The sequence below is a fragment of the Mucilaginibacter sp. BGA-UO-ETr-C110 genome (genome assembly GCF_059567985.1).
This window is the reverse complement of the sequence record NZ_JCAQPB010000002.1, coordinates 171,257-195,626: the sequence shown is the minus strand read 5'-3', so window position 1 is coordinate 195,626 and position 24,370 is coordinate 171,257. Positions and strand designations below refer to the sequence as shown.

The 24,370-nt window shown below is 41.9% G+C and carries 23 protein-coding genes; 10 read left to right on the top strand and 13 right to left on the bottom strand.

Annotated features, from left to right (window positions below; genetic code table 11):
- Positions 1-154 precede the first annotated feature (154 nt).
- The 3 genes from AC57BQ_RS02235 to AC57BQ_RS02225 are packed head-to-tail and all read left to right on the top strand — an operon-like array spanning position 155 to position 3,553.
- Entirely contained in the window at positions 155-1,555 is a 1,401-nt protein-coding gene (locus tag AC57BQ_RS02235; RefSeq protein WP_496404723.1) for an ATP-binding protein, read from the top strand.
- Positions 1,556-1,608: 53 nt separating this feature from the next.
- Positions 1,609-3,270 (top strand): FAD-dependent oxidoreductase, encoded by a 1,662-nt coding sequence (locus tag AC57BQ_RS02230; RefSeq protein ID WP_496404722.1) that lies wholly within the window; start codon positions 1,609-1,611, stop codon positions 3,268-3,270.
- Positions 3,271-3,280: 10 nt separating this feature from the next.
- Positions 3,281-3,553 (top strand): UBP-type zinc finger domain-containing protein, encoded by a 273-nt coding sequence (locus tag AC57BQ_RS02225; RefSeq protein WP_496404721.1) that lies wholly within the window; start codon positions 3,281-3,283, stop codon positions 3,551-3,553.
- 195 nt (positions 3,554-3,748) lie between these two features.
- On the opposite strand, the gene AC57BQ_RS02220 is transcribed toward AC57BQ_RS02225, so the two are convergent.
- From AC57BQ_RS02220 to AC57BQ_RS02185, 8 genes are all read right to left on the bottom strand, one after another.
- Positions 3,749-4,186 carry a DoxX family protein gene (locus tag AC57BQ_RS02220; RefSeq protein ID WP_090464192.1) on the bottom strand — a complete coding sequence of 146 codons (438 nt, stop codon included), beginning with the start codon at positions 4,184-4,186 and terminating at the stop codon, positions 3,749-3,751.
- Positions 4,187-4,364: 178 nt separating this feature from the next.
- The gene (locus tag AC57BQ_RS02215) at positions 4,365-5,363 is read right to left on the bottom strand and encodes a sugar phosphate isomerase/epimerase family protein (RefSeq protein ID WP_496404720.1); all 999 of its coding nucleotides are present in this window, start codon (positions 5,361-5,363) and stop codon (positions 4,365-4,367) included.
- A 60-nt stretch (positions 5,364-5,423) separates the two neighbouring features.
- Positions 5,424-5,912, bottom strand: a complete 489-nt coding sequence (locus tag AC57BQ_RS02210) for a hypothetical protein (RefSeq protein WP_496404719.1) — start codon at positions 5,910-5,912, stop codon at positions 5,424-5,426.
- Between the two features lie 36 nt (positions 5,913-5,948).
- Entirely contained in the window at positions 5,949-8,138 is a 2,190-nt protein-coding gene (locus AC57BQ_RS02205) for a penicillin acylase family protein (protein ID WP_496404718.1), read from the bottom strand.
- A 347-nt stretch (positions 8,139-8,485) separates the two neighbouring features.
- Positions 8,486-9,580 carry a DUF3810 domain-containing protein gene (locus AC57BQ_RS02200; protein ID WP_496404717.1) on the bottom strand — a complete coding sequence of 365 codons (1,095 nt, stop codon included), beginning with the start codon at positions 9,578-9,580 and terminating at the stop codon, positions 8,486-8,488.
- A gap of 125 nt (positions 9,581-9,705) precedes the next feature.
- Positions 9,706-10,221, bottom strand: a complete 516-nt coding sequence (locus AC57BQ_RS02195) for a DUF2911 domain-containing protein (protein ID WP_496404716.1) — start codon at positions 10,219-10,221, stop codon at positions 9,706-9,708.
- Positions 10,222-10,499: 278 nt separating this feature from the next.
- Positions 10,500-10,700: a hypothetical protein gene (locus AC57BQ_RS02190; protein WP_143013818.1), complete on the bottom strand. Its 201-nt coding sequence runs from the start codon at positions 10,698-10,700 to the stop codon at positions 10,500-10,502.
- 92 nt (positions 10,701-10,792) lie between these two features.
- Positions 10,793-11,032: a hypothetical protein gene (locus AC57BQ_RS02185; protein WP_076373643.1), complete on the bottom strand. Its 240-nt coding sequence runs from the start codon at positions 11,030-11,032 to the stop codon at positions 10,793-10,795.
- Between the two features lie 182 nt (positions 11,033-11,214).
- Here AC57BQ_RS02185 and AC57BQ_RS02180 point away from each other — a divergent pair, with 182 nt between their 5' ends.
- The gene (locus AC57BQ_RS02180; protein ID WP_496404715.1) at positions 11,215-11,844 is read left to right on the top strand and encodes a DUF47 domain-containing protein; all 630 of its coding nucleotides are present in this window, start codon (positions 11,215-11,217) and stop codon (positions 11,842-11,844) included.
- Positions 11,845-11,917: 73 nt separating this feature from the next.
- On the opposite strand, the gene AC57BQ_RS02175 is transcribed toward AC57BQ_RS02180, so the two are convergent.
- The 3 genes from AC57BQ_RS02175 to AC57BQ_RS02165 form a co-directional block, all read right to left on the bottom strand.
- On the bottom strand, positions 11,918-14,431 hold the full coding sequence (locus tag AC57BQ_RS02175; RefSeq protein WP_496404714.1) for a TonB-dependent receptor: 2,514 nt from the start codon (positions 14,429-14,431) through the stop codon (positions 11,918-11,920).
- A gap of 128 nt (positions 14,432-14,559) precedes the next feature.
- Positions 14,560-14,973 carry an EamA family transporter gene (locus tag AC57BQ_RS02170; RefSeq protein WP_496404713.1) on the bottom strand — a complete coding sequence of 138 codons (414 nt, stop codon included), beginning with the start codon at positions 14,971-14,973 and terminating at the stop codon, positions 14,560-14,562.
- 434 nt (positions 14,974-15,407) lie between these two features.
- Positions 15,408-16,820, bottom strand: coding sequence for an MORN repeat-containing protein (locus AC57BQ_RS02165; RefSeq protein WP_496404712.1), 1,413 nt, complete (start codon positions 16,818-16,820; stop codon positions 15,408-15,410).
- A 247-nt stretch (positions 16,821-17,067) separates the two neighbouring features.
- Here AC57BQ_RS02165 and AC57BQ_RS02160 point away from each other — a divergent pair, with 247 nt between their 5' ends.
- The 5 genes from AC57BQ_RS02160 (at position 17,068) to AC57BQ_RS02140 (ending at position 21,110) form a co-directional block, all read left to right on the top strand.
- Positions 17,068-17,298, top strand: coding sequence for a hypothetical protein (locus tag AC57BQ_RS02160; protein ID WP_496404711.1), 231 nt, complete (start codon positions 17,068-17,070; stop codon positions 17,296-17,298).
- A gap of 92 nt (positions 17,299-17,390) precedes the next feature.
- On the top strand, positions 17,391-18,428 hold the full coding sequence (locus AC57BQ_RS02155; RefSeq protein ID WP_496404710.1) for a fatty acid desaturase: 1,038 nt from the start codon (positions 17,391-17,393) through the stop codon (positions 18,426-18,428).
- Positions 18,429-18,813: 385 nt separating this feature from the next.
- Positions 18,814-19,644 carry a sterol desaturase family protein gene (locus AC57BQ_RS02150; RefSeq protein WP_496404709.1) on the top strand — a complete coding sequence of 277 codons (831 nt, stop codon included), beginning with the start codon at positions 18,814-18,816 and terminating at the stop codon, positions 19,642-19,644.
- Between the two features lie 136 nt (positions 19,645-19,780).
- Entirely contained in the window at positions 19,781-20,683 is a 903-nt protein-coding gene (locus AC57BQ_RS02145; protein ID WP_496404708.1) for a hypothetical protein, read from the top strand.
- Between the two features lie 22 nt (positions 20,684-20,705).
- The gene (locus AC57BQ_RS02140; protein WP_496404707.1) at positions 20,706-21,110 is read left to right on the top strand and encodes a hypothetical protein; all 405 of its coding nucleotides are present in this window, start codon (positions 20,706-20,708) and stop codon (positions 21,108-21,110) included.
- A 177-nt stretch (positions 21,111-21,287) separates the two neighbouring features.
- Here AC57BQ_RS02140 and AC57BQ_RS02135 read toward each other — a convergent pair whose 3' ends face one another.
- Entirely contained in the window at positions 21,288-23,507 is a 2,220-nt protein-coding gene (locus AC57BQ_RS02135) for a putative Ig domain-containing protein (protein ID WP_496404706.1), read from the bottom strand.
- 199 nt (positions 23,508-23,706) lie between these two features.
- Between AC57BQ_RS02135 and AC57BQ_RS02130 the strand changes: the two genes are divergently transcribed.
- Complete coding sequence (locus AC57BQ_RS02130) at positions 23,707-24,063, top strand: hypothetical protein (RefSeq protein ID WP_496404705.1); 357 nt, start codon at positions 23,707-23,709, stop codon at positions 24,061-24,063.
- Positions 24,064-24,161: 98 nt separating this feature from the next.
- On the opposite strand, the gene AC57BQ_RS02125 is transcribed toward AC57BQ_RS02130, so the two are convergent.
- Positions 24,162-24,368 (bottom strand): heavy metal-binding domain-containing protein, encoded by a 207-nt coding sequence (locus tag AC57BQ_RS02125; protein WP_496404704.1) that lies wholly within the window; start codon positions 24,366-24,368, stop codon positions 24,162-24,164.
- Positions 24,369-24,370: the final 2 nt, after the last annotated feature.

The following is a 24,370-nucleotide window of genomic DNA, read 5'->3' as shown; positions in this document are numbered from 1 at the left end:
TGATAATAGATTTCTCCTCTTAATGTAAATCGTTTGGGTTAAGTCACCCAATTTAAAAATCATACGTATTTTAGCAAAAGCAATTTTGCTGGGTTTAGTGCTGCGCAATATTGTGCTCATTAAACTGTTGAATAATAATAGCTAATTTTAATACATGCAAACGGTAACTGTATCCTGGTTAAAATCGCTCGAAGCATTTAATAACGTACCCGAAGACCAGCTGCAATGGCTGCTGGAGAATAGTATAGATAACTTTTTTGAGGATGGTGAGTTCCTGATGCAACCCGGTGAACCCATGAGCGGGCCTCATATTATGGTTGATGGCAGCATGCGTTTTTTTATGATGCAAAGCGGTTTCAGGCGCGAATTTACGGTTGTAGGTCCTGGTAATATCACCGGCTATCTTCCTTTTTCAAGGGGAAAAATATCCAAAGGGTATGCACAGGCCATTGGTAAGCTGCATATACGCAGCTTTGATACCGACCTGATACCAGATATGATCAGGAACCATTATGAGCTTACGCAATCGCTGGTCAATATCATGACCACCCGCGTACGCGATTTTACAGCCCTCCAACAACAGAACGAAAAGATGATGGCCCTGGGTAAACTCTCCGCTGGATTGGCACACGAACTTAACAACCCGGCATCGGCCATTGTACGCGATTCCCTCACATTAAAAAAGCACCTGGAACAGGAGCCCGAAAGTGTTAAGGCCATCTTTACCATGAGGCTTGAACCAGACCAGGTTACCGGCATCACCGACCTTTTATTTCAACAAATTTCGAAGCAAAATACAACCCGCTTAAGCCTTAAACAACGTACCCATCGCGAAGATGAAATAATGGAGTGGTTTGATGAGCATGAGATAGAGAATGGTTATGATATTGTTGAAAGCTTTGTTGATTTTAATTTCAGCACAGATACCCTTGAGGAATTTAATACGATTGTTGCATCTGAAAACCTGTCGGATATATTAAACTGGATAAGTGATGTACTGATCTCCGAAAAAATGATCAGTGATATACAGGAGTCTGCCAGGCGCATTGCCGAGCTGGTAAGTTCTGTTAAAACTTTTACCCACATGGATCGTGGGCAGGATAAACAATATGCCGACATACACATTGGCATACGCAACACGCTTACCATGCTGGGCTACAAGATCAGGAAGGGAAATATCAACGTTATTGAAGATTTTGACGAAACCCTGCCCGAAGTAAGAGCGCTAATAGGCGAACTTAACCAGGTATGGACCAACCTGATTGATAATGCCATTGATGCCATGGCCGCCAATGGTACGGGAACGTTAACTGTAAAAACCCGCCGCGACCGTGAGTTTGTGGAGGTGTTTATAGTTGACGATGGCCCCGGTATACCAGACGAGATACAAAGCCTGATATTTGACCCCTTTTTTACAACCAAAGAAATGGGCAAAGGTACAGGCATGGGTCTTGAAGTGGTGCAACGAATTGTAAAGCAACATCGTGGCTCCATCAAAGTAAAATCAGAACCGGGCAAAACTGTATTCAGCGTTTGTTTCCTGATTGACGGATAACCGGGAAAAATTTGCAAGAATATTAATAATTTTACCTTTAGAAAAACACCCCTATGAGCCGCCCTATAATATTCTCCATTGACGATGACCCGCAGGTACTGCGGTCCATAAGCCGCGACATAAGGTCGCAGTATGGTAAAGAGTACAAAATTTTGAGCACCACATCAGCAAATGAGGCCCTGGAAAGCCTTACCGAACTTAAAAACAGCTCGGATGTGGTCGCTTTGTTCCTATGCGACCAGCGCATGCCCGAGATGGAAGGAGTGAAATTTTTAGAGAAGGCAAAAAAAATATATCCCGATGCTAAACGTGTTTTGCTTACAGCCTACTCAGATACCGAGGCCGCGATAAAAGCCATTAACGACGTGCAGCTCGATTATTACCTGATGAAACCCTGGGATCCACCTGAGGAAAAGCTTTATCCGGTAATCAATGATCTGTTGGACGACTGGCAAAATAATTATGTACCTGATTTTGTGGGCATTAAACTGGTTGGATTCCAGTTTTCACCGCAATCGCACCAGATCAAAGATTTTTTGGCTGGCAACCTGATACCCTACCGCTGGTTTGATGTCGAAAAAAATATTGATGCCGCCGGTCTTTTAACTTTAAATAATTTAACCACCGACGATCTGCCTCTGGTAGTTTTTGAAGATGGCAGCCATATCGCCAAACCAACCATAAGGGCCATTGCTGAAAAACTGGATAAAAGTCCGCAGCAATTGACCGATGTTTATGATGTAGTGATCATCGGCGCAGGACCTGCCGGACTGGCAGCAGCCGTTTACGGCGCATCAGAAGGTTTAAAAACCTTATTAATAGAGCGCAAAGCTCCCGGTGGCCAGGCAGGTACCAGTTCGCGTATTGAAAACTACCTGGGTTTCCCGGCAGGTTTAAGCGGAGCTGATTTGACCAGACGTGCCATAAGTCAGGCCATGCGTTTGGGTGCCGAATTTTTATCGCCCCAATCTGTAAGTGATATTAAACAAAAAGATGGTTACAAAACCATTATTTTGGATGATGGCCCCGAAATTATTAGTCGTACAGTAGTGATCACCACCGGCGTTGATTACCGAAAGCTGGAGGTTAAGGGTGTTGATAATTATACCGGAGCGGGTATTTATTACGGTGCGGCTACTACCGAGGCTACGGCCTGCACAGGTAAAGAAGTATATGTAATTGGTGGCGGCAACTCCGCCGGACAAGCAGCTATGCACTTGTCCAAATTTGCTAAAAATGTATACATTATTATCCGTCGTGATGACCTGGTAGCAACCATGTCTGCCTATCTTATAACCCAGATCGCGGATACACCTAATATTCATTTGGTACCCAATACCGAGATTGCCGAAGCCGCCGGTACCAATTGTTTGGAAGAACTGACCCTGTTAAACTGTAAAACCCAGGAGACAGAAAAAAAGGTGGCCAACGCCCTGTATATTTTTATCGGAGCAAAACCGTATACCGATTGGATCAAGCTTGACATCATCAAAAACAATAAGGATTTTATTGAAACCGGACGTGAGCTGCGCAGCTACGAAGGATTTGGTAAGATATGGAAGCTTAAACGCGACCCCTTTTTATTGGAAACCAGCTGCTCTGGCATATTTGCCGCCGGCGATGTACGTGCCGGAGCCATGAACCGGGTAGCATCAGCCGTAGGCGAAGGCTCTATGGCCATTAGCTTTGTGCATAAATACCTGGCAGAAGTTTAATCAATTAAAAATGATGGAAGAGGAAACATGCCAGCATTTAGCTGCCGTTAAGGATATCAAACAACCACAGGATTACATTTGCGAGGAGTGTGTGAAAACACATTCTTCGTGGATGCATTTACGCACCTGCCAAACCTGCGGCGTTACACTTTGCTGTGATAGTTCGCCCAATACACACATGACCAGGCATTTTGAGCAAACCGCCCACCCGGTAGTGATTTCTGCCGAACCCGGCGAACGCTGGCTTTGGTGTTATGTAGACGAGTTAGCAACAGGGTATTAGGTTTTTGTCTGAACCTTGATTTATCAGATTAAAGGATTCGCAGGATTTTTTCTTTAGCTTCTTGCGCTCGTCTGTGACGAGTGCTTAAAATAGTTCGGCGATTGCATCGCCACAGCTCTTTTTATATGCCCATTGAAAATGCTTACCCACATTAAGCACTCGTCACAGACGAGCGCAAGGGTTAAGGTTTGTCAATTATGATTTCTCACTCAAATACTTGTCTAACGATATAGGTCCCGAACCCAGGATGGTGAAAAGCACCAGCAATATCAACGCTACAATGGATGGCCATGCCAGGGCGTTGATGGGTTCCTGGAAAATGCTTGTCAAAAACACAGCGCCTAAAACTATCGGTATTTGTATAATACAACCTAAACGGGTAAGTATGCCTACTGCTATCAACACACCGCCAACCATGTGTGCAAACGTTACATAATAAACCAGCGCCATCAATACAATAGGCGACAGATCTACCACATCCTGACTATCAATAAGACTTTTGAGGTAAGCGGTATTGTCCATAAAAGCTATACCTTTCAGCAGTAAAAATACACCAAGGGCAATACGTATCAAATCAAGGGCTTTAGGGTGATGAGTATCGCCCCAATTTTCAATTTTATGAACCAGGTTCATGACAGCCTCCTTTTTTTAAAGGTTAATTGGTATAAAAGGCAGCGGCTTTATGAGTTAAAGGGGCATACCTTATTTTACTAAATATAATAACAAACTTGTTATATATGCAAATTGTTTTATCGACACCAATATAGGTAAGTTATTGAAAACAAGGACAACTCATCAGTTATCTACCAATTTATCCTAAAGCATTATCTTTTAGCCATCCGCGTAATGTGGATAAGTCTTTTTGCACCACACTGGCAAACTGTTGTTTACTGATGGTTATTTGTTTGGCGCCATCCTGCGCGCCGCCCAGCTCATTGTACTCGCAATGCAGACTCAGCGGACCACCGATACCTTGTTGTTTAATTACTTCAAAATATTTTTTGAAATCAACCATACCCTCACCCAACGGCACACTTTTCACCTGCCATTTTCCCTCTTTCTTCTCCCAGTAAAAATCCTTGACGTTGGTAGTTTTAATATAAGGCACCAGGGGTTGTATGGAAGTAGCCCAGGTATCGGCCCCTTCGGTGGTGGCATGCCTGATATCGTACTGGCAGCCTATCGATGCTGGATCAAGATCTTTAAGTGCCAGCCAAAGGTCCCACACGGATGCACCAAACAGATCACCTGAGTGGTTCTGATAAGCACCATGTATATGGTATTGTTTATTTAAGGCAGCCAGGCCGGCAAATTGTTTACTGATAGCTTTCAAATTTGCAGGAATGGTGAGCGTTTTGTCATAATTGAACCAGGCTGTGCGGTAATATTTAATACCCAGCGCAGAAGCCGCTTTTAAAATATCGACAGCGTATTTTTCATCGGGTTGTTTAATGTTAGTTACTATGGAATACACTTTTAATCCGGCTTTTTCAACCGCAGCCACTGCCTTTGGTAGGTCTGCGGTGACATTTTCTGGCAGTACATGGCCATCAGGGCGTACGGTGAGGTCGACTCCGTCAAAACCTATTTCGGCAGCCAGAGCGGCCATATCAGAATAATTAAGCCAGTGCAGGTGTTTTGAAAAGATGCTTACTTTGATCTTTTCGGTAGCTGGATCACCGACACCATGTTGATCTTTAAAAGCTAAAGGGACCGAAGATATTTTTCCGAGGGCATTTAATCCCAGGGGCATACCGGCTGCTGCCAGCGCGGCCGTAGTGAGAAACTTTTTGCGACTGATGGTTTTCATAGGCTTTATCAATTGGTTATGCAATATAATAAAGCTGCAATGAATTTAGCCGGGAAAAACTTAATCGAAACCCAGGAATTCTTTCTGTTTTACTTCTATTGATCCAAATGTATTGTCGCGGTTAACATATACCGCTATATGATAAAAACTATTATCAAAGAGGTAAATATTATTTGCAGCATCGGCACCCTGAATATTCATTTTTAACCCGGCGCTTTTAGCCTGTGTTATTAAGTTGAACAGATGCTGAGGGGTTTGCGATTTGTAAGTAACGGTACGTAACACAGTTCCGTTACTGAGTTTATAGCCTTCACCTATGATCACCGTTTCCTGGGTTTTATTACCGGCAATCTTGCGCAAATGCTCTACAGTGTGGCCATTAACCTCCTGCAGGTATTCGTTTTTAAATCCTTTACCATTCACCAGGTAACTATGGGCATCGTCATTGGCCAGGTTAGAGATGTTGATCAAATCATTCAGCGTAATACTTTGGCCAAACACATGAACACTACAACATGCCAGTAAGGCGATCAGGAGATATTTCTTCATTTTTTTGATATCCAAATATACTTTTAACACATTGGCTTAATCGCCCGGATGGTAGGTTTTCTGGGCGTGTTTAAGTACATCGCTCTTATAAAATAACACATCCTTAAACTTGCCATCAATAAACCCCTGTGCCTGGTCGGTAAAGTTTTTTGATGTGGCATCAAAAGACTGTCCGCCGGTCATAATACTCTTGGCCTTTACACGTGGGCCAAACTCAACAGCCGCTACAAAGCTATTACCAGAATAACCATAACGTTTTTGCGTATTCATGGTGCGGCTCTGGAACGATGGCAACTGCCCAAAGCCCGATCCGGTTGCCCCCACGGGAATACTCGATAGTTTATCATCAAAGGTAGTGCCATCAACCGGACGCTGGTACCGGTTCAGCTCTCCCCACTGTATTTTCCACGTACCAAAGCGGCTTTGCAGGTTTTTTAAAACTGCCGTTAAAAGTTCAAGCTGTTGACTGCCATTCATCTGAGAAAGTTTTTTCACACGTTGGGTAATAAAAGTGCTCTGCTGATCGGTTTGGGGTGGTGCCAGATTCTTCATCATTGATGTACCCCACTCAATAGCCAAAGTGCTGGCTACAGAATTTGCAGCGCTGTACTTATTCCATTGCCGTAGTAACAGTATCGGTTCACTAAGCGATCGTTTAACAGAATCAGGTGCATTGTCATAAGCCATGAACAAAGGCGGTAGCAGATCGTCAAAGGCGGCGAGGTAATGATTATAACCTTTCGCTATCAATTGGTCGAGCGTGATATGATTGGCATCTTTAAGCAATTTAATAGCGGTGATAGCCCGGTAGTTTTCTCCATCAGGAGCCATATAAACAGGATACCTACTCTTATCCGGGCTACTGGTTCCGGAGGCTGTATACGGTGTGGAATTGCAATTCTGGATCCAGCCGGTTGCCGGATTTATATCGGTTATGATATCTTTCAGGTCATGTACACCCTGCCATTCGGTTGCCGGGGTACTACCGTCAACAGGCAGGCTCCAGTCAAACTTAGGATTACGTTTGGGGATATAGTTGCCATACCAGAACACGATATTACCCTTATCATCAGCATAAACGGTATTGTTGGATGCATTTGATACCAGGTCCATGGCTTTTTTATATTCTGCAAGGGTATTGGCCTTAGTAATTAGCCACGACTCTAATAGCGCATTGTAGGAGCGGTTATTGGCTTTCAACGCCAGCCATTTGCCATCGCGACTGCCCAACACAGGTCCGTGATGCGTATAATAGCCTGTGATTGTTTTTTGTTCCAGCTTATCGCCGTTCCTGATATTCAGCACCAGTTTGCGCGTAGTAACCGGCTTCAATGAGCCGTTATATTCATAATACCATTTGCCGTCCTTCTTACTCATTTTCTCGGCGTAGAGATCGCCTACATCAGCATAGCTGCTGGTATGCATCCAGCCACAATGCTGGTTAAAGCCCTGGTAAATAAAAAACTGTCCCCAGGTAACCGCACCATAGGCATGAAGCCCCTCATCGCTCACCAGTTCCACCTCACTACGAAAATAAAAAGGCACATGCGGATTAATGTACAACAAAGCATGTCCCGATGCCGATCTGGAAGGCGCTATAGCAAAACCATTTGACCCGGTTTCACGCCCATTCACCATATCATAAATGAAGCTGGGCCTGTTGTTCAGAGCACCCAGCTTTTCGCTTCCGCCGTTATAAAATGCTTCTGTTTCGTTAAGATGAATCCCCCCTGTTTCGGTAGCGGCAACACTACCATCGGTAAACATTAAAGCATACCAAGGCTCAAAACGTTTAAATACCTGCGGTTTTACTTCGGGGTGTTTGTACAGGTAATAGTTGACACCATCGGCAAAGGCATCCATGAGTTTTTTAAACCAGGGGGCGCTGGCTTTATAATCCTTGATGGCTTCGGCGCTATCGGCTATCAGCTGTAATTGCACATCAGTATATAACTTGTTATTCCCGTCGACCTCTGCTTGCCGACCCAACTGATACAGGTAATTACGCTCGATGCCTTTAAAATTATCCTCGCATTGGGTATACATCAGTCCAAAAACTACCGCAGCATCAGTTTTCCCATAAATGTGCGGAACTCCCCAATTATCACGTATGATGGTAACTGTTTTTGCTTGTTCTTTTGCTCGTTTTATTTCGTTTTGGTTAAATATCTGAGCAAAAGTTACTATCGGGAAAAATATTAAAACTATAGTTATATAAAGCTTCATGGTAACGATATTTTTACTGGTCAATTTGACTTTTTGATTATAAAGTTTAAAATGTTTTAATAATAATTACAGTAGATTTGCCGTTCAAGCGTACAATGTTTATAACATAAAGGCGTTTTCATTCAATTATTCATAATTGAATACTAAACTGATCAATCTTACTGCTATAAAACAGCATACTTACAAAGTAATAAAGTTTTGTTTACCAGACGTTTTTTTGCAAGGGTAAATTTATAAGAGCTTGGGTACTCATTAAGCATGATATCTGAGATTTAGTTGATACAATATCATTTGATGATGATATTGCAGTGCGTTCCGGGGGTGAGATACCGGAACGCTTTTTTTATTTAACGATGTACCCATTTTTTACGTTCCTGGGCCATTACCAACAATACCATACGGTTATATGTTTCGAGCCCCTTGGGCTGGTTATTCGCCTTTAAAAAACTATCATAAAAAACACTGCTGATAGCGTTCAACTTGTTTTCATAGGACAGCCAATAGCTACGTTCGATGGCATAATCACGGCGCACATCCTTTGATATGGTTGCTTTTAACGTTTTATAAGCAACACTATCGCGTCTGCCCAGTGAGTACATAAATTCGCTAACGGCCAGGTGGTAGGCCGAATAGCGCAGAAGCCTATCATTGGAATGTACGGCAATTACAAAACCTGCAAAGTCAGCCTCGTCTTCAGCACCGTAACCCATTTGGTGCGACATCTCGTGACAAGCCACAAAAGGCTGGTTAAAAACAGGCATCTGGTAATTGATCTGTGCTTCGGAGGTAAAAGGGTTATAATATCCGGATGTGCCCATAAAGTTGAGCAAAAACGTTAATATCGAGGGCTTAACACCCGGGTGCCAGGTACGAAAACTGGCAGAATTGGCCGACAAGGATCCTATTGCCTGCACAGCGCTTTGATAAATAGTACTGTTGCTTTGTGCCATATCGGCCGTGGTGACACGCGCCCGGGTAGTATTAACGCTATCTATAAGTAATTGGGTTACAGCCTGCAAATCAGCAGTTGTAAAAGAAGTATCCCGCAAATTAAGTCGTTCAGCTGCGGATGGCCGGAAATAATTCATCCCCCAAAAAAGATAAAATGCCAATATACCAGCCTGTATTCCAATCACCAAACCCAACAACATGATACCGGTTTCCTTAAACTTCTTTTTAAAAAGCAACTTAAAGAAACCGATAGTTTTATAAATGAGATAAACGATGATGGCTATATATATAACATCGCCTATGCTAAAAGGAAACAAGTTAAAAACAGGATGCAGTACCCTGCAAATAAATATATAAAACCCTTCCGAATAATAACGCTCAACCCATTTGGGATGATCTGCCAGTTGCATCAGTACAAAAATGGCCAATGCCAGTAATAATATAACTGCTACCCTTTTTAACAAAGGTTTTTCGCGAAGATTATAACGCATCTGGGGTGTAAGTATAAGCTAATAGTAATTTGCTAATTTACTATTAAACAGTTATTCGGGCTTATCATGTCATAAAAAAAGCCCCTCGAAGGGGCTTTAATGTGATCAGGTTAATTCAAAAACCTTTATTTTATAGGAACGGGTACTTCAAATGTATCCCATTTCAGGCTGAAGCCTTTTTTGTTAATTGTATAAACAAGGCTTTCGGTTTTAGGAACAGTTTTGCCTTTAACTGTTACGCGTAAGGCATCATTACTTTCTTTGTAAGTATAAGCTCCCCACTGTTTAGGGTTCTTATCGAAAATAATAGTCCATGTTCCGCTTTTAGATGGGATAACAAAAAAAGCATACCTTCCGGCAGGAAGCGTTTTACCTTTTACTTTTATAGCTTTGCTGGTTGTTATGCTGGTTGCTGAATCGGCTCCGGCACGCCATACTTTATCAAACGGCACTAACTCGCCTAATACTTTGCGACCTTTTACGTAAGGACTACCATATTTAATTTTGATAGTTGAACCAGCTACCACCGCTGTTGTACTGTCATGCGGGCTTGCCGGTTTTTTATCCTGGGCAAAGGCAACTGAAGTTAAAAGCACGAATGCAAAAAGCAATCCTGCTTTAAGTTGTAATAATCTTCTCATAGTGTGTTTTATAGTTTTACTGGTAAATATAAGATGAAATTTGCTTGCTTTTCATTTACCATGTAAATAAGTTAGTTTAACACATTACCTGTAAAATATGTATCAACAGCTAAAACTAATTGACAGTCAGTAATGTTATATATTCAGAATGCCACATTGCAGTTAGGAATTGATCTTAGGGTTTCATAGCCTTAAGATTAAACAATTGTTGTGGTTTTTAACCCTTGCCGCAAGGCAGGGGTTTTTTATATTATCTTTTCCATCGTCAAGCGGGAAGTTTAAACGTTAACATCGTCTTTGAACTCTTCCCAGTAAACGGTTTCGAGATATATTCTATTTTGAATGGCTACCCTGGTTTTTATTTCCTGCAATTCGGCCCTGATCTGTTCGGCGGTATGGTCGCTGCTTATGGAATGATAATAAATTACATAACCAGTTTTACTGTTTATAAATTTATAATGTTTATCAGCGGGTTTCATAAATAATGAACTTATATTAAATATAAGTAAGGCTGCGGGCATATTGTTTTACCTACCCTCAAATGTTACAAAGCATTAGCTATACAATGGTGCTAAGCTTTTCTGAAACGTAATGCCATTTGCGACAGTTCGTCATCGCTAATCGTAGTGGGATCTTCAAACTGCCTGAGCACAATATGGGTTGGAAAACTGATGCTCCCTCCCGAAGTTTTAACCATAACACCTGTATCAAACGCGCTATGGTTCTTGTAGTCACCTATCAAATAATTATGTTGCGATAGTCTAATCAACAATTCAACAATGGCATAAGTAGGTAAATGATGCTTGGGCATGCTATAAATATACGTTAATTAATAACATTAAATTAACATTACGTTAACAATAACATGACCTTTAAGCGCAAATTAATATCTACATTTAGGCAAAATATTATTGAGGACTTAAGCAAGTTAATCAACTAAAATACAACATTTTAGTTTAATGGTATTAAATAAAGGATCATAAAGTTCAGTGTATGTCGATACTTCCAAATTCCAATAAGATTTTTTATGACCTGTTTAACAAAGCAGCAGCCAATGTAGCCGAAATGGCTAAATTGCTTGATATGGCTGTAAACTCAAAAGATGTTTTTGAGCAAAAATACAGTTTTACCCATATTGATAAATTAAAGATCAAAAGTTACGAGCTTACCCACCAGGTATTCTCAGAATCGGGCAAACAGCTGGTATCGCCATTTCAGCGTAAGGATATGTGTGACCTGGCAGCCGCTATTGATGATGTGGCCGATAGTATCGCGATGGCATCGCGCCGGATACATTTATATGATGTACCTAAAATAACACCTCCTATTTTAAGCCTGGCCAATTTAATACTGCAAACCAGTACAGAGCTTGAAAAAGCTATTAATGCCATGAATAACCTGGGCAATTCCGCACAGATATTTGAACTTTGCAGCAGTATCAAGAAACTGGAATATCAGGCCGATACCGTTTACAATAAAGCCTTTGCCGATTTACTGGCCAATGAAACGGATGCCATACAGCTGATCAAATACACCGACGTATTTATGGCAATGGAAACCGCTACCGACAGTTGTGAGGATGCAACCCTGATTATTGAAAGCATCCTGATCAAGAACGGATAAAAATATATAGCTCTTTTCTTAAAGCCGCTAAACGAAAAGCGATGTTGAAATAAGTTCAGCATCGCTTTTTGCTTTACTTGCTTTTTCCGCCGCCACTGTTATTATCCTTTGATTTTTCTGTAGGAGGATTATCAGAATTGTTATTCATGTTATCATCCTCTTTATTGTCCCTGTTGTCTTTCTTAAATTCAAGCTTACCAAATTTGTAGCTCAGGCTGATGCCAAATGACTGCACGGGAACCAATCTTAAGTTAGTTTGATAAAAGCCGTTTCCGAAAGTTGTTGAACTCTGACTCACATATTTGGCGAACGGATTTGATGCCGTAAGCCCGATACTGGCCTTTTTGTTCATGAACATTTTACGCATGGCCAGGTTATAGAACACAAATTTAGGATTGGTGCCCTGTATCCCTTTCTGCGATGAATTGTAGTTGCCAAAAAACTCCGCGCTCAGGTCATGACCAAAGTTGTATTGCGCATTCAGGTTTAAGCGGTAAGCAAAAGCGCTTACGCTTGTAAAACCCGGGTTGTTACTTGTTCTGTCGCTAAATATCATGTTGGTACGCAAACTCAATTTACTGGTAACTGGTACCGAAGCATAAATATTGATACCCGCACGCGTTTCCGATCCTAAATTGTATCGCTGGTTATAAGATACGTTAGTATAAGTAGTACCATTTACATCCAATGTAGAATAAAAGGTTGTAAAAGACTGTATATCATCCGTATTGCGGCGATAAAAAGCAGCAATATTAATATTAGCCCCTTTGTCAAAGCTTTTATTATATCCCAGTTCAAAATTATCTCCCTTTTCGGGTTTCAGGTTCGGATTACCTGTGCTGATGTTATGCACATCGCTGATATTTAAAAACGGGTTCAGATCGCCATAGTCCGGGCGCTGTATCCTGCGGGTATAGCTCAACTTGACAGATTGTGTAGCATCCAATTTATGGGAGAACACCAACGATGGCGCCAGGATGTTATAGTTCGGGATATTAACGCCCTGAAAATCTGCCTTCGTAACCGTATACTCATCCCTTAAACCACCCTTTACATCCAAAAAGTTGTTAAATAACGACGCGGAAGCCGATAAATAGTACGCGTATATTTTGCGGTCATACGTAAAGCTATACGTTTGGCCCGGACTTGGCTCAAAGACACCATCCGGCGATAATACGGAGGTAGCTACGCTGTTATTGATATTATTAAAATCGAGTTTGCCACCTGTTTCAACCGTAAAACTTTTATTAACCGGGTGCGTGTAATCAACAGAAACCGTGGTTTCATGATCCTTACCCGGGTTGGTATTTGATATGCCCGTTGAAGGTTTAACATTGTTTAAATAATCCTGCTGCTGAAAAGAGCTGAAACTATTGTTACCAAAGCTGGAGGTGTACAGCACATTAAGCTCCTGCCCTTCTTTATCGAACGTTTTTTTGTAACCTACACTCACATCAGTAGATGTACCATTGAATTTACTATTGGAGTGGCGGATGTCGCTGGTATCCGACAGTAAATTACCGCTGGGATCTGTTTTGCGCGAAACCTCATTGGTTAACCCATCGGCATGATTACCAAAATGATTAAAGCCGATAGAAGCGTTCAAATCGTCGTGTTTGGTAATGTTCCAGGTAAAATTCAGGCCCGATTGATAGCCGTTACGCTTAAAGTTATTACTACCCTGCTGAAACAGGTTGGTATTGTTATTCAATGAATCTTTTGAATCACGGTTACGGGTATTGGGTGAGTTACTATTAATCTGCGCGTTACCACTAAAAAAAGCGTTCACCCCAAAATTGCCTTTACGGACATTCAAGTTAAACGAGCCGTTTTCGCGACGTGTACCTGCTGATAGGTTAACACTACCGTTCACACCCTCTACCCTGCTGTCTTTTAAAATAATGTTCACTATACCACCTGTACCAGCAGCATCATATTTAGCACCTGGACTGGTGATCACCTCGATACTCTTGATCTGGCTGGCCGGAATGCTGGCCAGCGCATCGGCCAAACTTGCTCCAAAAATACTGGAGGGCTTACCGTTGATTAAAAAACGAATGTTGGCATTACCTTGCAACTCTACATTGCCATCAATATCAACCGTTATCTGAGGCACTTTTTTTAATATATCAATAGCAACACCGCCCTGAGCACTCAGATCATTTTGCGGGTTGTACACCATTTTATCTATCCGGTTTTCAACTGTTGGCGTTTTGGCGGTTATAGTTACACCCTGAAGCTGGCGAGGTACAGGACTCAACTTTATTTCTCCTATGGATACATTGCCATCCTTTACAATCACATGCTCTATAGTAGCCCGCTGATAACCTAAAAAATCAGCCGTAATCTTGTATTCGCCTGCAGGGATATGATCAACCGTAAAATTCCCTTTAGTATCGGTACTGATGCCGTTAAATGGCGATGCGCTCCCTTGTTTATAAACAGATACGGTGGCATAGTCAACCGGCTGCTTGTTAGTAGCATCGGTAACTTTACCACTTATTTTGCCTTTGGCAGCGGGGTTAACCTGGGCCTGGGCACTCACAAAAAAAACAACAAATAAAAAGAGTATATAAACGGGCTTCATTATTGTGCTAAAAGGATTATTCAAGCCGCGAATTTGCCAAGAAAGATTGGATTAAAACTGAATTTTATGAATTGTTGTGTATTTGTTACAATATGGTTAACCCAAAGTAAAATACCTGTTATAAAATCTTAAAAAATGAGCACTAAAGTCCCCCCGATGATGAGCAAAGCACCGGATGCGGTTTTCCAGGTAAGGGGCTCACCTAAAAAAATGACCGATAAAACAATGGCAATAGCCACACTCAGTTTATCAACCGGCGCCACCTGCGATACCTTACCCAATTGCAGCGCTTTAAAATAACAGATCCACGAAAGCCCGGTAGCACAGCCCGAAAGCACCAGGAATGTCCAGTTAATTTTGCTTAAACCACTGATGCCCTGGTTACTCCCTTTAAATAATACAATGGCCCAGGCCAGTATTAGTATCACCACGGTACGTATGGCAGTTGCCAGGTCGGTATCAACTCCCTTGATACCTATTTTTGCAAATATTGCGGTAAGGGCTGCAAACAAGGCCGAAAATAAAGCGTATATCCACCACATAATTTTTGAGTTTTGAGTTCTACGTTTAGCGTTATGAGTTTAAGTATCTTTTTAACATATCCGATATCGCCAAGCCTGCACAAAAACTTTTTAAAGCTTTATTTTAACACTTTTTTAACAAAAAATCGGGTCAAACCGGGTCAAAAACAGCTCAAAAATCATTCAAAACCATCGATTTTAACACTTTTTAACAAATTATTGACGGGTTTTGAAAGGTTTAAAAAGTATTAGATTATTGATTATCAAATAACTACATGAAAATCGATCTGTTTTGGCATGTATTTTCCTTTAACCAAACAGCCCGGTTTCCTTTTTATCAGGAAAACCGGGCTGCTGTATATACAAAAATACGCAATATTTTACTGAATACCTAAGCCCGGCACACAAAGCTCCTGATCAAAACTGTATTAAATCTGACGAAATACAATGAGGCCCTATTTCAATAATCTTTGCATCCAGTCTATACAGTCAGCCGGATCAACTATTGACCAAGAATGGGGATGTCTTGTTCCGTCTAATCTAAAACCTTTACCAAGGGCAGGGATTAATTCAGCTTCCTTGTTACCATTTAAATTTAAGAAATTGATCATGGCCGATAAATCTGCCGAATTCATATCATAATAATCCCGGTTACGTTCTTTTAATTGCCACAAGATATCAGGGTCACAATAAAGCCTAATAGGAACTTTTACTAAATACTTAGCATTACCACCATCTTTTTCTGATCGTGAATACATGGAACGCTTAATATATGGCTCAGGATATTGATCAGGTGGGCCGCCACAAATGTTATTATAAGCATTTACAATAAATTTAGCTTCATTCAAACCGTTCAATCTCCCTTGATCCAGATTAGCTCTTCCATCGTTTATAAATATGAATCGTTTGGCAGTATTATAAAGGCCTGCAACATCAACCGGCGGGTCTATACCAATCACGGCTGCAGGTATTATAAATGTTCTGCTACTATCTTGTCTTGATATTTCAGTATATCTTAATGCGAGCATCCCACCACCCGATAGGCCACCTATTATAAATCTGCTCTTCGACAGATGGTATGCTTCTGTAACTTCTTTAAACGTATTATTTAAGAAGTTTAAAGTTGTTTTATCATCATCAATGTTAGCGTTGTTAATAGATAATACCAAAGTTAAAATATGATTATCTGATGCCAGCTGTATTAACTCCTTGTTACAGCAAATTACACTTTCTGCCGATTCACCGCTGCTTGGTAATAGAACCAGGGTCATATTAATGGCTCCACGCGGCAAAATGGTATAATAATATAAAGCATCTGAACTTACATTATAATTAAGATAAATATGTCCCTTGTCAAAAGGTACAGGACTGCTTCTCTTTAAAAGTTCCAGGTACGGCTCATCTAAATTCAGAAACTGGCCATCTAAAAAATGACCTTCCAATGTGCGTCCTGATTGAAAAGTCATTTTACCCTTACCTTGCAAGGTATTATGTACAAAAATGCCTTTTAAAATATCGCCACCATCATTTATCTGACCTTCACCCTCCAAAATTCCATTATTAAAAACGCCTTCGAGCGAATAATTATCTGGCAATAAATATTTCCCGGTGCCATTTAACTTCCCCTTCTTTAGAGTGCCGATATACCGGCTGGTTTCCACCCCATTCCGTCGCCAAATCGCTGTTCCGTATCCCTCAGCATACGTATCTACACAAGGGCCTTTCCATGCTACAGAATCTTTGACTGCATAATTATAATCCCAGATCCGGCATCCTGAGCCTTTGTCCTTTATGTATCGTCCTGTAGGCTTTTGAGCAAAAACGTGACAGGCTAATAGGGAAAAGATGAATAGTAGAAAAAATTTCATGTAACGTTTTGTTAATAGATAATAGCTGGATAAATATCCATTCTTTATGGGGCATGCAAAAGAGTTTAACATTATTTAACCAAAAACCAGTATCAGGTAAAATCCATCCTCCTGTATTAAATCTGGTCGAAATACAAAATGTCTACAAATTGACTTTATAACTTGCGTATCAGTAAATGCTCAGGAGTAAGGGTAAAAACTATTGTAAGTGTTGTAAATAAAAAATAACACCAATTAATCCAATATCATGAAAATTTTCAGCACTTTCGGGAACGCTTATGATAAGCCTTATCATAGATCTGATCATGGCAAAAGCACCAGTAAAACAATCCCTGTAGGTGTTCATGAAGCCATTCATAGCCTATTGAGCGAAGTAAACATTAATGGGTACAACTCTTCAATCCGTTTTGAGCATATTATTCTTAAAGCACTGATGTTCAGGTATCGGCAAAGTAAATTTTATATAAAATATTCGTGAAATGTTTATGAAGTTTTGCCATCTTAGGATAATTTTTTACTAAAAAATGATAGTTTCAACACCTTTTGCTATCTTTAACGTTTATACATTATATGATTAAGAAAACTGATTTTGTTTATTCCCAGGAGTCTGAACCTCATCGTATCCGTACAAAAAAGATCTTAAAGCAATTCCCAGAACTACGCAAGCTGATTGGTAAAAACCCAAAAACCATATGGGCTATCATTGGTTTAGTAGCTTTCCAGGTAGTTTTAGCCTGGTTTTTACGCGACCAATCCTGGTGGCTTATTTTTGGCGCGGCTTATTTATTAGGTGCCTTTGCCGATCATGCCTTGTTTGTGATGATACACGAATGCACCCACCAACTGTTATTTAAAAACCGTAATGCCAATCGCTGGGCATCTATGTTTGCCAATTTGCCGCAAATACTGCCAAGCGCCATATCGTTCGAAAAATACCACATCAAACACCATTCATTTCAAGGTGTACATGAGCTGGATGCCGATTTGCCTAACAAATGGGAAGCAAAACTCATCAGCAATTCTTTTTTTGGCAAAGCCCTGTGGTTGTTATTCTTCCCGGTTTTCCAACTTTTCCGTTTATCAAGATTAAGAGAGATCCATCCTTTTGATGGCTGGATACTGACCAATTTTGTACTGCAAGCTGTATTTACTACCGCTATATGGTATTTTATGGGCTGGCCTGCAGTTGCCTTTTTATTATTAAGCTTTTCTTTCTCAGTTGGCTTACACCCGCTGGGCGCCCGCTGGATACAGGAGCATTACCTTACCCACAGCGTTGAGCAGGAAACTTATAGCTATTATGGCAACTTTAACGTAGTAGCCTTTAACGTGGGTTTCCATAACGAGCACCATGATTTTCCATCCATCCCATGGAATAAACTACCGGAGATCAAGAAAACAGCTCCTGAGTATTACGATACCTTACATTACCATACTTCGTGGACAAAGTTATTTTTCCGCTTCCTGTTCGATCGTGAAATATCCTTATTTAACCGCATCCTGCGCAAAGAACGCGGCAAAGTTGCGCTAACCGATATATCAAAACCTGATACTGATTTGATCCGGGCCGAAACTGTGAAACCCGCGCTTGAACCAAGCCAGGTGTAAATATAAAAACATTATAGAAATGGCCCTTTTAAGGGCCATTTTTGTTGGTATCACTCCTCTCTGATGGCCTTGCGCTCGTTTGCAACGAGTGCTTATTGTGGAGCGGCGATTGCATCGCTCTTGCGTTTTAAACGCAAACCCATGTTAAGCACTCGTTGCAAACGAGCGCAAGGTAGTGGGGTTTATTCGTGAGGACTATCGCATAAACCCCTCCCTACCCTCCCAAGGGAGGGAATCGCACCTGCCCTTACTTTTAGCTTCCTGCTCTCGCCTGATCATCCTACCAAAGCCCTCTCCAAAAATGAACAAATGATGAAGACAAAAAGTTCGAAGAGGCGAGTTGTGTTAAATTAATTTATCTTTAACTTCCTATTAATTTTAATCAATGGCAGAGCTGCGCTCATTTTTCTCACATCACGAAGATCTCACTCAGGTAATTTTATACGCAGGCATCATCACCAGTTTATGGTTTGCCGAAGTAATGGTTTCATCAGAAGGCGCCCTGAACAAGTGGAAACACTCTACCGTAAATGCTTTATTTATTTTTACAGCCTTACCCATACAGCTGTTATTAACCACCTTTGTTATCCTGATATCCAAATGGACTATCGCTCATCACTGGGGGTTGATTACCTTTATTCCGTACCATAACAACCCCTGGGTATACTATACCAGCTTGTTTATACTGCTTGACCTGTGCGAGTATATTTATCATGTTACCATGCATAAGGTTGAGGCTTTATGGAAATTCCACCTGGTACATCACAGCGATCTGAGCGTTGATGTATCCACCACTACCCGCGAACACCCCTTTGAAACCGGTGTACGCACCTGTTTCCTGATGCTTTGGGTATTTATTTGCGGTCCGGCTATCGGTGTTTTAATTTTACGGCAAACGTTTCAATCATTCTCCAATATCATCGCCCACACCCAATTCAGATTACCAGAAAAAGTTAACCGCATTGTAGGCCTGGTATTTATAACCCCCAACCTGCACCATGTGCACCATCATTATCAGTTACCTTATACCGATTGCAATTATGGCGATGTGTTAAGCATCTGGGACAGGCTGTTTGGCACTTTTGGCAAACTGAGCAAAGAAGAAACCGTGTTTGGCATTGATACCCACATGAGCGAAGAGCTGAACGGAAGTTTTGTTGGCGCGGTCAAGATGCCATTCCAAAAATTTGAACGGAAACCTCAGCAGTTGGATTAAAAAAGCACCTTTTATATAGCGGCTCACAGCCGTTAATTTATTGCGAACCAATCGCTTACTGATAAACAAGGCGATTTAATTAATGCTATCTTCATAATATTTTGATTAATTTGCGTTATTATTTGCAATAAATAAGATGACAAGATCAAAAAAATTAAAATTAATTGCGCCTTTAGTCATCATTATTTTTGTGGGAGCCTTTGCCAAGCACAGGCTGTTTGACCGGGTTGCTCAATCTGGTACACTCAACAGTAAACAAATGGATGAGATATCGGGTATAGCCGCCTCATCCATCAGCCCCAACATTTATTATGTGCATAACGATAGCGGCGATACCAGTCGTTTTTTTGCCATAACTCCCGATGGAAAATTAAAAACCACCATTTACTTTACCGGCGCTAAGGAGATACCCTTAGGTGTGCGCGACTGTGAAGACATTGCAGTGGGGCCCGGTCCTGCCAAAGGCAAAAGCTACATTTACATAGGCGATATTGGCGATAATGGCGCCAGGTGGCCATACATCACCATTTACCGGATCCGCGAAAAAAGATCCTGGGCAAGCGACAGCCTGACCCATGCAGATGCAGAGCCCCTTTATTTGAAATACCCGGATGGCGCTAAAGATGCCGAAACCCTGATGCTTGACCCGGTCGAAAAATTACTGTGTATTGTAAGCAAAAGAAAAGACACCGTATCGGTTTACACCACGCCCTTAATGTATACCGCAAAAGATACCGTTATCCTTACCAAGCGTGCCAAATTGTTTTTCCCGGGTTTCAAACCCTTTAAATGGATCACGGCCGGTGATATATCGAAGGACGGAAAACAGATACTGCTGAAAAGCTATGAAAAGGTTTACTACTGGAAACGCGAACCCAAAGAACACATCTGGGAAACCATGCTCAGGAAACCTGATGAACTGCATTATAAGGCAGAAAAACAAGGCGAAGCCATAGGGTTTACCCCCGATGGGAAAGCGTATTATACCACCAGCGAAGGCGTTTTCGCACCTATTTATTATTACGAAACACCTGAGTAAGGTATCCTATTAAAAAGCGCTTATGCTGAGCCTGTCGAAGTATGGCGGGCTTGCCTCTGCAATTAGACACTCATTCAATCCGGGGCGTCATTGCGAGCGCAGCGTGGCAATCCCCTTTATACAGAGCCGCTTTGCTGGGCGTACACCCGCTCTTGGCCGCGGGAGGGCCAGTTACTTTTCCTTGATGAAAAGTAACCAAAAATCAAGTCACCAGAAATGCTTCTTTGCGCTCATGGCCTTTGCCCTGCAAATCAGACAGAACCACGGGCTGCAATTATTTTGCCCGACTTCGTTCGCTCAGCCCTTCGCTTCAGCAAAAACTTGCTATGCCCCTGCAACCGCACAGGCCACCATCGTTCTGCCCGATTTCGCCCGAAGCTGTTCTGCTGACGGGGAAGAAAAATTGTTATTATTATCGGTTACCTGATTCTGGAGTTGTGTAAATAAACCATGTCATTGCGAGCGATAGCGTGGCAATCTCCTCACTTATTTATAAACGCGAGGAGATTGCTTCGTCGTTCCTCCTCGCAATGACATGGTGTTTAGTAGTATTAGAAAGACTTACGAAGTTTTAAAAACTTCGTAAGTCTGACTACTCTTTAATTTACTTCTCCACCCTGATCAACATAACGCCATGCGGCGCTACTTTGGCGCTGAAATCTTTACCGGTGGTAACCACATACTTTTGCTGCCATACATCTCTGAATTTGGTATATCCTTTTAAAGCAGGGTCATTTTTATCAAGGCTGATGGTTTGGTATTTATCCGACAGGTTAAACAAGCCAATCGCTTTACCACCGTCTTTCAGTTCTTTTACCCAGATCTGGTAATCATCCTTTTTCAGGTACTGACTTGCTCCTTTGCCTAAAGCGTCCTGATCAATAGCCAAAACCTCATCGTTAGTAAGCAAATTAAGCGTAAACCTATCCAGGTGGCCCATATCGCAACCTATTAATAATGGTGATGATAACAAGCTCCACAAGCTGATGTGGGTGTATTGCTCATCATAAGTAAGGCGTGTATTATGCAGGCTTGGCCCCCAGCCTACTTTACCAACCACCAACATGTCAGGGTCGTTAAAGTTACCAGGCTGCGAAAATGGTGCCGCTTTATCCTGATTAAAACCGATGGACGATAAACTGCGCCAGGTATCCTGGATGTCGCCGGTAGTACGCCAGCTATTACCGCCTATTTCGGCGCCCCACTCCCATACTTTACCCCAACCGTACTGGCAAAGACTGTACATGATATCACGATTTATTTTATCCAAAGAGCTACGCATTACCTGGTACGGTTTTTTTAATGCCGGCAGATCGGGATTCGCGGGTGTAACTTCAGAGTATGAACACCAGTCATACTTTAAATAATCAATGCCCCAGTCGCCATAAGTTTGCGCGTCCTGGTCTTCATGCTGCCAGCTGCCCAAAAATCCACCGCAGGTGCGTGGCCCCGGCGACGAATAGATCCCCATACGCAAACCCAGACCGTGCACATAGCCGGTAAGCCCTTTCATATCCGGGAATTTGCTATTGGCCGTTATTTTACCATCGGCCTGGCGTTGTTCAGCCTCCCAGCCATCATCAATATTAATATAGGCCCAGCCGTGCGCACTCAGCCTATCAGCCATGGCTTTTGCGGATATGCGCACTTTTTTATCATCCACGCTTAAACCCCAGGCGTTCCAGCTGTTCCAGCCCAGTGCCGGTGTCAAACCAATTTTATCGCCTATAATAATGCTGAAGGTCTTGGTTTTGCTGCCCAATCGGTTGCTCACCGTAAGGGTTACCGGATAAGTACCTTTTTGAGCTACCGCACCGGTAATAATACCTGTGGCAGCATCCAGCTTTAAGCCATCGGGCAAGCCCTGTGCTTTATAAGTTAATGGCTTTTGACCGGTTGCCGGTATGAGGTATAAGAAAGGGTTACCCGGGCGTGCGCCAAAAACATCGGCACCATTTATTTTTGGTTTAGCCGATGGATAAGGGGTAAGCAGGTAAGGTGTTGTTTCGGTATGAGCTATTTCCTTGCCCGATTTTTCGTCGGTAAAGGTGTAAACAATAGTGTATGATTTTTTCTCTAAACGGGCTATTACAAACGAATAGGTGAACGGCTTGCCGGCTGTAAATGCGGCATCATTTGTTTTTTCGTATAAAACGGCGTTGGTTTCCGGGTCGGTAACTTTAAAGGCCAGCTTACCTTTGTAATCATAATGATTGGTGGTGAGGAGTTTTACTGATTTGCTCAGGCTGTTGCGCTCGCCATATTCAAAATCGCCTTCGGCATTTACGGTTACATGATCCATCACATCGGCCATGCCTATGCTAAAGTTGGTGCCATAAATGCCGCCATCACCACCGGTATCAAAAATACGTACGGCCAAAACATTCTCCTTATCCCACAAAATGGCCGGGTTATTTGCCGCTATGGTATAGGTACGCGGACCATAAAAAGCACCTGTTTTAATGTCGCCGGTTTTACCGCCGAACCTGCCGATCAATTTGCCGTTCAGGTAAACCTCATCATTATCATCAACACTGCCCAGGTTAATACGCAGGCTATCTTTCAAAAATGCTTTTTCTTTTAACGATGATGGGATAGTCACGTGAATACGGTACCAGCCAAAGCCGTCATAACCAGGATGCCCTTCCTGCTCCCAGCTTTGGGCTACATTAACATCCTTCCAGTGATGATCATTATAGGTTGGCGAAGACCATTGTGCCGAATCGCCAACGGCCAGTTTCCACCCTTTGGTAAGGGATAAATCCTGCGCACGGACGCTTAAAAACCCCGTGGCAAGCAAAGCAAGTAAAAATAGTTTTCTCATTCAAAGTAATTTAACAGGTTAAACGGTTCTCTCTTTTTGAAAATTCAGGAGCAACTAAGATACAGGATTAACCAATAAAATGTATGCTTAACAATTATTGTTTTAACAATTACATAGCACTGAATACATTGAAATTTAACCTGTTGTTCACCATGAGTTATAATAGGGGTTTTACCTTTAAGTATTGAAAAACAACAACATGAAAAGGACAATTTTAACGACCGTCTTATTAATTTGCTGCTTTTTAGTGAGCTTTGCAGCTATCGCCGATTTTTCGGGCATGTGGACAGGCACCTTAAAAGTTGAAACCGGTGAGGTATATCCGCTCCTCTACAATTTCAAAATTGAGGGTGATAAATTAACCGGGACTGCCAAAACTCCCAAGGGCGATCTGCCTATTGACGACGGGAAAATAACCGGCAACGATTTTAAATTTACCGTAACACTAGGCGACATGGAAATTGCGCACACCGGTAAATTTTATGCTGATTCTATCGGAGTTGATATTGCTGTGGGTGATACCAAAGCACATACAACGCTGTTGAGGAAAAAATAAAACACCCAACCCAACCCTCCCCGAGGGGGAGGGCTTTGAGAAACAGGGGGTTCTTTATTATATATTAAAACCCTCCCCTCGGGGAGGGTTGGGTGGGGTTATTTCTCCGTTGTGTCCCTTTCAACCAGATCCATACCACATTTAGAACAAACACCAGGTTTGTCGAAACTCAGGTCGGGGTGCATGGTGCAAGTATATTTACTTTTCTTTTGATGACCTTTGGCGGCTTTATCGCCATTACTGCAAGCCGTAATGGTACCTAACGACCATACAGCTAAACACAAAATAATGATTGATCTTTTCATAA